The sequence below is a fragment of the Nocardia carnea genome (genome assembly GCF_029869215.1).
GTDB lineage: Bacteria > Actinomycetota > Actinomycetes > Mycobacteriales > Mycobacteriaceae > Nocardia > Nocardia carnea_B.
In genome coordinates this window covers 24,327-32,912 of the sequence record NZ_JARWPM010000347.1, presented here as the reverse complement: position 1 = coordinate 32,912, position 8,586 = coordinate 24,327, and the positions used below count along the sequence as shown (strand labels likewise).

Here is an 8,586-nt window from a genome sequence, read left to right as displayed (position 1 = left end):
GCCCAGATGCGCGGCGAGATCGCCGCGCAACCGCTGCTCGAGATCGAACGACGCCAGATGCGAGAGGAGGAACGACCATGCGCGCAGGGCGAACCGAACGAGGGACCCGGCCGCGGCCAGCACCAGGAACGCCACCCCCGTGGTTGTCATGGGGGGGGGGGCCTTCCACCCCGGGGGCCCCGCCACGGCCATCGCCGCACCGACAAGCCCGGCGGCTGCTGTTGTGGCCAGTTTCCGTGCGATCGTCATGCCTCGATCATCGCGCATCTCTTGGCGGTCATTACATTTCGACACGCGGCCGCACCCGCGGATCGAAGACCGCCCGGTGGAGACGCCGAGCGCCGGACCCGCTATCCGCGGGCGGCGTCGGCCGCGGTGATGAACTCGATCTGGGCCGGTGACGGGCCACAGAACTCGCTTTCGATCCGCTCGGACTCGCCCGCCTGCATCTGGTACAGGCTGTCGCGCAGGCCCGGGTCACCACCGTGGAAACCTTCCAGCAGCTCCATCCATTGCGCCGCCAGTTGCTGCGCTTCGGGGGATGCCGGGTCCATTCCCGCCGCGATTGCCGCGTCGACCTTCGGGATGAGCTCACTCCACTGCGCTTCGGTGTGCCGGATGTGCTGCTCACCCAGTTCCTCCCGGCGCTCGGCGAGCTGGGTCAGCTGGCGCTCGGTGAAATATTGCTTGAAGGTGTCGTCGACCATGACAGTCCTCCTGATCAATTCCAGGAAGCGATCCGCGGAGGCGTCCGGCCGGCTCTCCGCCGTGGCGGCCAGCGCCTCGACCAGGGCATGCAGTTCCCGGGTCGAGGCCAGTTGGGCGGCCAGATAGTCGCGATGGGCGGCGAGCACCTGCGCAATTTCCACCGTGCCGGCGAACAGGCCGGCGATCCGGTCCAGGCCCAAGCCCAGCTGCCGTAGGGCCAGCACCTGGTACAGCCGCTCGACGTCACCGGCGGTGTAGAGCCGGTGGCCGGTGCCGGTTCGCTCCGTCGGGCACACCAGGCCGATACGGTCGTAATGGTGCAGTGCCCGCACGGTCAGCCCGGCCGCGGCCGCGAGTTCCCCGACCTTCCACCTGCGCTCGATTCCGTGCCGGTCCATCCGTTTCATCTCACTTCCACCGGCGCACCGTGCGCCGGTGCCGCCGACGGTAGGACCTGACCTTACGTCAGGTTCAAGCCCGCGTACTCCCGCCCGATCCGGCACGCGGTGCACGGGAGCCGGGCAGACGGGCGGCGAACCTGCTGTTCAGGCTGGTAGCGCCGTAGAATCGTGGTGTTGCCCGCGTATCGCTCCGGCCACCGCCGGAGCCCGATAGACAGCCGCCCGCCCCGATCCCCCGGGCCCACCGAGCTGAAGGGACGGATATGCGCACCCCATCGAACGAACTCTGGCCGGCCTTGCGGGTGGACGAGTGGACCGACACCCGCGACACCCTGCACATGTGGACCCAGATGGTCGGCAAACTCCGCTTGGCCCGCGCCCCGATGCTCAACCACTGGTGGCAGGTCACCTTCTACCTCTCCGCCCGCGGTTTGACCACCTCGGCGATCCCCTACGACCACGGCGTATTCGATATCGAATTCGACTTCATCGACCACCAGCTGCACATCCGGTCCTGCACCGGCGCGCGGCACCGGATCAATCTGGAACCCAAATCGGTGGCCGCGTTCTACGCCGAGCTGATGGACGCCCTGACCGCGCTGGGAATCGATATCCCGATCCTGGCCAGACCGGTGGAGGTGGAACCCGCGATCCCGTTCGCCGAAGACACCACGCACGCCGCCTACGACCGGGACCACGCCAACACCTTCTGGCGGCAGCTGGTGGCGGCCGACCGTGTCCTGAACCGGTTCCGCGGGGAGTTCGCCGGTAAGGCCAGCCCCGTGCATTTCTTCTGGGGCGCGCTGGACCTGGCCTATACCCGCTTCTCCGGGCGCACCGCCCCACCGCATCCCGGGGGCGCCCCGAACTGCGCCGACTGGGTGATGGTCGAAGGCTATTCCCACGAACTGGCCAGTTCCGGCTTCTGGCCCGGCGGCTCGGCCGAGGGCAGTTTCTACGCCTACGCCTACCCCGAACCCGACGGATACACCGAGACACCGATCCGCCCGCCGGCGGGCTATTACGACCCCGCCATCCACGAGTTCATCCTTCCCTACGAGGCCGTGCGCACCGCCGACGACCCGGAAGCCACCGTGCTGGAGTTCCTGCGCTCCACCTACGAGGCCGCCGCCGACACCGGCGGCTGGGATCGCGCGAACTTGGAGGTGACCGCGCCCCAAACGCGGTGACGCGACCGTCCACGGCGAGCGTCCGCCGACGGTGGTCGGAGCGGGTGGAAATCAGGCCTTGCGTATACCCCCTAGGGGTATTACTGTTCCGGTTGTCGAACCGAGAACGACCACAGGAGGCCCGTCATGAACGCCATCACCCACGCCGACCACGCAGCGGGTGCTCACGGCGGCCACGCCCACCACGCCCGGGACGCCCACGCCGCACACGCCGGCCCGGGCGCCGGTGGATTGCAGATCACCGAAGCGGGTTACACCCTCGCGCTCGAGACTCCGATCGCCACCACCGGCGAGCTCGAGTTCCGTTTCCGGATCCTGGGCCCGGACGGTGCGGCGGTGACCGAGTTCGACCCGATTCACGAACGCGAACTCCACCTGATCGTGGTGCGCCGGGAGCTGACCGGGTTCCAGCACGTCCACCCCGTCCGGGACGAGCACGGCACCTGGTGGATCCGCCTCGCGCTGAGCGAGCCGGGCGCCTACCGGGTATTCACCGATATCGCACCCCGGGCGCTGGGACGCACCATCACCCTCGGCGCCGACCTCGCGGTCGCGGGACAGTACGACCCCCACCCGGTCCCCACGGCGAACCGCACGGTCACGATCGACGGCTACGAGGTGACCCTCGACGGCGAACTGGTTCCGGATACCGGCCGGACGCTCACGTTCACCGTTCACAAGGACGGCGCCCCGGTCACCGATCTCGCCCCCTACCTCGGCGCCTACGGACACCTGGTCGTGCTGCGCGCCGGAGATCTCGCCTATGTCCACGTCCACCCCAACGGCGAACCCGGGGACGGCATCACCCCGGCCGGACCCGATATCGCGTTTCACACCGCGGCCCCCGGCCCCGGGACCTACCGGCTGTTCCTCGATTTCGAGCACCGCGGGACCGTGCGCACCGCGGCGTTCACCCTGATCGCCGCCCGCTGACCACTCCACACCACCGAAGAATCACCGAACAGGAGAAATCATGACCACCACCGTTGTAACCGTTTCCGCAATGAGCTGCGGCGGCTGCGCCGCGTCGGTACGCGAAGAGGTCGGGCGCGTTCCCGGCGTCACCGCCGTCGACCTCGGCACCGGAGCTGTCGGCATCGACAGCATCGAACCGGTCGGCCCCGATCTGATCGCGTCCGCGGTCGGCCGGGCCGGCTACACCGTCACCGAATAACATCTGCCGCGACAGCACCACCCCGCGCGGGCCCTCTCCGGCGGGCCCTCCGCGCCGGTCCGCCCGCAGCCGGGCGAGGCACCGTACTGAGCGGCCCGAGCCCGGAGGGCCCGATGATCACCTCACTGTTCAGCAACCGCGCGTATCTACGACTTTTCATCGCCCAGGTCTCGGCTCTGTTCGGCACCGGATTGACCACCGTGGCCCTCGGGTTGCTCGCCTACGAACTCGCCGGCGCCGACGCGGCGGCCGTACTCGGTCTCGCGCTCACCATCAAGATGGTCGTCTATGTCACGGTCGCACCCGTGGTGGGCGCCTACGCGGATCGCATCCCGCGCCGGCCGTTGCTGGTCGCACTGAATATCGCTCGGGCGGGCGTGGTTTCGGCGCTGCCGTTCGTCGACCAGATCTGGCAGATCTACGTGCTGATCGCGGTACTGCAAACCGCCTCGGCCGCCTACACACCCACGTATCAGGCCGTGATTCCCGATATCCTCCCCGACGAACGCGACTACACCAGGGCACTGTCGGCCGCGCAGCTCGCCGCAACCATGGAAACCCTGCTCAGCCCGTTGCTCGCCGCGGCCGCACTGGCCGTGATGGGCTTCCACTGGTTGTTCGTCGGCACCGCGGCCGGATTCGTCGTCTCGGCCGTACTCGTGCTGCGCACCCGAATCCCGGACGCGAATGCCGCTGCGGGAGGATCGTTCGCCGCGCGTATCGCGGTGGGGACGCGCATCTTCCTGGCCACACCGCGTTTGCGGGGCCTGCTCGGCCTCAACCTCGTCGTCGCGGCCGCCGGCTCCATCGTCATGGTCAACACCGTCAATTACGCCCGGGACACCTTGGGCGGTGATCCGGCCGATGTGGCGAAACTCCTCGCCGCCAACGGTTTCGGCACGATGATCGGCGCGCTGATCCTGCCCCGGATCCTCGACCGCACCGGCGCCCGTCCGGTGATGGTCACCGGCGCCGCGGTCCTGGTCACGGGCCTCGTGGCCGCTGTCGCGCTCACCACGGCCGAGGCCGGTGACTGGCGCTCCGGCGCCGCGACGGCCATCTGGGCGACCATCGGTGCGGGCACCGCCGCCGTGCTCACGCCGACCGGCCAGGTGCTGCGCCGCTCGTCGACGCCCGCGGATCGCCCGGCCCTCTTCGCCGCCCAGTTCTCACTGTCCCACGTCGCCTGGCTGGTCACCTATCCGCTCACGGGGTGGCTGACCACGACCGCTGGACTCACCACGGCCTGGCTCGCCCTCGCGGTGCTGGCCGCCGGCGGGGCCGCCGCCGCGATCCGGCTGTGGCCCCGTGACGATCCCGCCGAGCTGACCCACCTCCACGAAATCGGCACCATCGACCCCGCCCGGCTCGCCGATGCCGTCCGCGTGAGCGACCGCCTGTACCGGCACACGCACGTTTTCGTCATCGACGCCGAGCACCCCCGATGGCCGGCCCGGCAGCACGCGACGGCCGCCTGATTCGAATCACTGATTACATAGCGGACCGGCGCTTCCACCAAGACCCCGTACAGAAGTCCGAGCGCCGGGCGCGCACTCCCCGATCCTGTACAGAATTACCAATTTACTTGTCTCTCGACACCCGAGGGCACCAGTACAGGCCACACACCCAGCGCGGCTCTCGTCGCCGGATTCAGACCGGACGCAGTGCGTCCAGGACGAGGTCGAGCAGGCGCTGGGTCCGGTCGGTGCCGACTCGGGCGGGCATCAGCGCCCCGCCGACGAGGCGGACGACATCACCGGCCGCAACGTCGCCCCGGAGAGATCCGTCGGCCGCGCCGGCTTGCAGGATCGGGGTGATCGCGGCCGCCATGCGCTCGCGGATGCCTTCGATATCGCGTGTTCCGGCGTCCTCCACCAGCGTGATGCGCAGGGCGTCGAGCATGCCGTGTTTGGTCGTCACGAATCGGGCGAAGTGGCCCAGCCACTCTCGGAGGGCCTGCCTCGGCGGCAGGTTCGCCAGAAGGATCCCGGCCTGGTCGATGAGGTCTTCGACCTGGGCCTCATATGCGGCGGTGACGAGTTTCTCGCGGGTGGGGAAGTGGCGGTAGAGGGTGCCGATGCCGACTCCTGCCTGCCGGGCCACGGCTTCCAGGGAGAAGGAGCCGCCTCCGCCGGCCAGGGCCGCGCGGGCCGCGTCGAGCAGTGCCTCCCGGTTGCGTGCGGCGCCCGCGCGGCGGCGCCGCGGGGTGGCGGAGACGGACGTCTCCGGAGACTGCGGTAGGTCATCCATAGCGGAGGGTCCTCCGGTTGTGGCATGCTGGCATCAACCGGAGGTTCCTCCGGTTCAGGTTCCATGATCTCACCAGAGAGGGCCTCCGATATGCCCGACCCCACCACACCCGCGCGCCCCGGCAGCTCCTTCACCCTGGCCGGGCGCGAGGTCGCACGTATCGGATACGGCGCGATGCAACTGCCTCGCATGACGGATCCGGACGCGGCGCGCACGGTGCTGCGCCGCGCGTACGAGCTGGGCGTGAACCATTTCGACACCGCGCATTTCTACGGCGACGGCACCGCCAACCGCTATCTCGCCGACACCGTGGGCGCCGAACCGGACGTGGTGGTCGTGACCAAGGTCGGCGCCCGCCCGCCCCGGCGGGGCCCCATGCCGCTGATGCCCGCCCAGCGGCCCGAACAACTGCGTGCGCAAGTACACGACAACTTGCGCAGCCTTTCGCTCGAACGCTTGGACGTGGTCAACATGCGCCGCATCCCGCCCGGGTCGTTCCCGCTCGCCCCGAGCCAGATGGTGAAGTTCGACGACCAGATGGCCGAGCTGATCGCCCTGCGTGACGAGGGCCTGATCGGCCACATCGGGCTGAGCACCGTCAGCGCGGACGAATTACGCACCGCGCTGCCCGCCGGGATTGCCTGTGTACAGAACCAGTACAGCCTGACCTCCCGCAAACAGGAACCCGTCCTGGACCTGGCCCGCGCCGAGGGCATCGCCTGGGTTCCGTACTTTCCGCTGGGTGGCGCCATGCCCGGGTTGGCGAAGGTCACCCATGAGCCCGTGGTCCAGCAGGTCGCGGAAGAGGTGGGTGCCGGCCCTGCCGGGGTCGGCCTGGCCTGGCTGCTGCACCACGCGCCGAATATCCTGCTCATTCCGGGTACGACGTCGATCGCGCACCTCGAACAGAACATCGCCGCGGGCGTGGTCGAACTGGACGCGGAACAGATGGCCCGCCTGAACGCGATCGAGCCTGCCGCCGGGGTGCGGGGGTTCCTCAACCGCCTGCGCCGGCCCTGACACTCCTGGTTTCGCGAGACGACGTCGGGGCCGGCCGGTTCACCACACGGAGGGATGCCGGCTAGCCGGCGAGGAAGTCCGCGATATCGGCGGCGATCCGGTCCGGGTGTTCACCGTTGATCGCGTGGGAGGCGCCCGGATAGACATGGACCGTGCCGTGGCGCAGATTCTCCCGGGCGGTCCGGGCCGCGGCGGCACTGTCGTGCATCGGTGAGTCGCCGGCGATGATCGCCAGCACCGGCAGGTCCAGTGCGCGCAGCCGTTCCGGTGCGATCAGGCCCGGTTGCGGTAATTTCATTGTGTACGTGGACATCCCGGCCTCGATCATCCGGGCGGCCGGGACGTCCTCGACCGGTGCGCCGCCGGCGGTCCAGCTGGTGAAACTGTCCCGCCACGATTTCGGGAACCAGCTCACGCTCGCCGGCAACGACCGCAGGATCAGCTCCGTGGAAAGCCCGGAAAAGGTCTGCACCGGCTCTACCAGGATCAGACTCGCTACCTTCTCGGGGTGATGGACGGCGAGGTTGGCCGCGGTCCAGCCACCGATCGAGAGCCCGACCAGGTGGAAGCCCGGTTCGGGCAGCGCGAGCAGCACCTCGTGCAGCCAGCGAGCCTGGTCGGCGTGGGTTTCGATCGGACGGTCCTGCACGCTCATACCGGGTTCACCCAGCAGGTCCAGCGCGTACACCGGGCGCTGCGCCAGCAGACCCGGCATATTCGCGGCGAATACCGGTGCGCCCGAACGCGTTCCGGGGAGCAGGAGGAACGGTTCCCGGTCGGCGGCCGCGGCGGGCCCGGCGTATCGGTACACGCGGACGATTCCGTAGCCGGTCCGCACGTCCAGAACCCGCTCCGGTTCGGGCATCTCCCGCATCGCCTCGCCGTACGCCGCCAGGTAACGATCCTTGTCGCCGGCCGAGTCGAAATGGCCCACGGGCGAAGTGTCGCGCAGCACGAGCCAGGCCAGCGTCGCCGCGGCGACACCGGCGGTAACGATCAGCAGTGCTCGGCGCGACCGGCGCCGGACGGTCCGCGGGGTACCGATGTCACCATCCGATTCCGTTCGGTCGAGTCCGGCTCGCGCTTCGCCGGTCACCTCTGCGTGAGTAGGCATCGGTCCAGGTACTCCTTCGTTTTCTGATGCAGGACACGGTCTTCCGGTGGCCAGCGGTGCTCCGACTGTTCCATCGCGCGGTACAGGTCGCCGGTGGCGGTGGGCTGGTCCCGGAGCGCGTGCTCTGTGGTCGCCTGCCATTCCCGGCCGAGGCGGCGGCCCGAGGGCGAATCGGGCGGCACCCCGTTCTCCACCAGCAGCAGCGCTCGGACCGCGCACGCCTTCCACGCGAAATAGGTGGTGAGCACCCGCTCGACATCGAGGCCGTCGGGTGCCCGCGCGTCCGCGTTCTCCACACCGGGATGACGCAGCAGTGTGCGGTCGAGGCTCATGGTGGCGGCCACGACCCCTTCCGGGACGCGGGCATCGGGGTGTTCCCGCAAGACCTGTGTCACCGCGGCCAGCACGACCCGCTGACAGCGCAACCGCAACTCGGCGATCTCGAGCAGCCGGACCTGTTCGCTGTAGGTCTCGACCAGCGACTGACCGTCCTGCCGGTCGAGCGCCGCGCCGACCTCGTCGAGCCGCACGCCCGCGCTGGTGAGCAGTTGGATCCGGCGGAGCCGGTCCAGCTGCTCCGGGCCGTAGCGCCGGCGCCCACCGTCGTCGCGATCCGCGACCAGCAGCCCGATGCGGTCGTAGTACTGCAGCGTGCGCACCGTGGTCTCGCACCGCCGCGCGACCTCACCCACGGAGATCCATTCCACTGCGTCCCGACCAGGCATAACA

General features: G+C 69.4%; 9 protein-coding genes and 1 pseudogene. 5 read left to right on the top strand and 5 right to left on the bottom strand.

All coding sequences use genetic code 11. The annotated features are described in order from the left end of the window. Nucleotides 1–249, bottom strand: a pseudogene (locus QH276_RS24205) (ABC transporter ATP-binding protein/permease); the annotation flags it as partial. Between the two features lie 101 nt (nucleotides 250–350). Next, nucleotides 351–1,115 (bottom strand): MerR family transcriptional regulator, encoded by a 765-nt coding sequence (locus QH276_RS24200; RefSeq protein WP_280402150.1) that lies wholly within the window; start codon nucleotides 1,113–1,115, stop codon nucleotides 351–353. 257 nt (nucleotides 1,116–1,372) lie between these two features. Between QH276_RS24200 and QH276_RS24195 the strand changes: the two genes are divergently transcribed. The 4 genes from QH276_RS24195 (at nucleotide 1,373) to QH276_RS24180 (ending at nucleotide 4,951) form a co-directional block, all read left to right on the top strand. Beyond that, nucleotides 1,373–2,299, top strand: coding sequence for a DUF5996 family protein (locus tag QH276_RS24195; RefSeq protein ID WP_280402149.1), 927 nt, complete (start codon nucleotides 1,373–1,375; stop codon nucleotides 2,297–2,299). Nucleotides 2,300–2,425: 126 nt separating this feature from the next. Continuing rightward, nucleotides 2,426–3,232: a hypothetical protein gene (locus tag QH276_RS24190; protein WP_280402148.1), complete on the top strand. Its 807-nt coding sequence runs from the start codon at nucleotides 2,426–2,428 to the stop codon at nucleotides 3,230–3,232. 40 nt (nucleotides 3,233–3,272) lie between these two features. Next, nucleotides 3,273–3,473: a heavy-metal-associated domain-containing protein gene (locus tag QH276_RS24185; protein ID WP_280402147.1), complete on the top strand. Its 201-nt coding sequence runs from the start codon at nucleotides 3,273–3,275 to the stop codon at nucleotides 3,471–3,473. A gap of 113 nt (nucleotides 3,474–3,586) precedes the next feature. Beyond that, a complete protein-coding gene (locus QH276_RS24180; RefSeq protein ID WP_280402146.1) occupies nucleotides 3,587–4,951 on the top strand; it encodes an MFS transporter in 1,365 nt (454 codons plus the stop codon). 172 nt (nucleotides 4,952–5,123) lie between these two features. Here QH276_RS24180 and QH276_RS24175 read toward each other — a convergent pair whose 3' ends face one another. Next, nucleotides 5,124–5,723 (bottom strand): TetR/AcrR family transcriptional regulator, encoded by a 600-nt coding sequence (locus tag QH276_RS24175; protein ID WP_280406912.1) that lies wholly within the window; start codon nucleotides 5,721–5,723, stop codon nucleotides 5,124–5,126. Nucleotides 5,724–5,786: 63 nt separating this feature from the next. Between QH276_RS24175 and QH276_RS24170 the strand changes: the two genes are divergently transcribed. Continuing rightward, on the top strand, nucleotides 5,787–6,743 hold the full coding sequence (locus QH276_RS24170) for an aldo/keto reductase (protein ID WP_280402144.1): 957 nt from the start codon (nucleotides 5,787–5,789) through the stop codon (nucleotides 6,741–6,743). Nucleotides 6,744–6,804: 61 nt separating this feature from the next. Here QH276_RS24170 and QH276_RS24165 read toward each other — a convergent pair whose 3' ends face one another. Then, entirely contained in the window at nucleotides 6,805–7,857 is a 1,053-nt protein-coding gene (locus QH276_RS24165; protein WP_280402143.1) for an alpha/beta fold hydrolase, read from the bottom strand. Beyond that, nucleotides 7,836–8,582, bottom strand: a complete 747-nt coding sequence (locus tag QH276_RS24160) for a MerR family transcriptional regulator (RefSeq protein WP_280402142.1) — start codon at nucleotides 8,580–8,582, stop codon at nucleotides 7,836–7,838. The genes QH276_RS24165 and QH276_RS24160 overlap by 22 nt, the downstream gene beginning before the upstream one ends. Nucleotides 8,583–8,586: the final 4 nt, after the last annotated feature.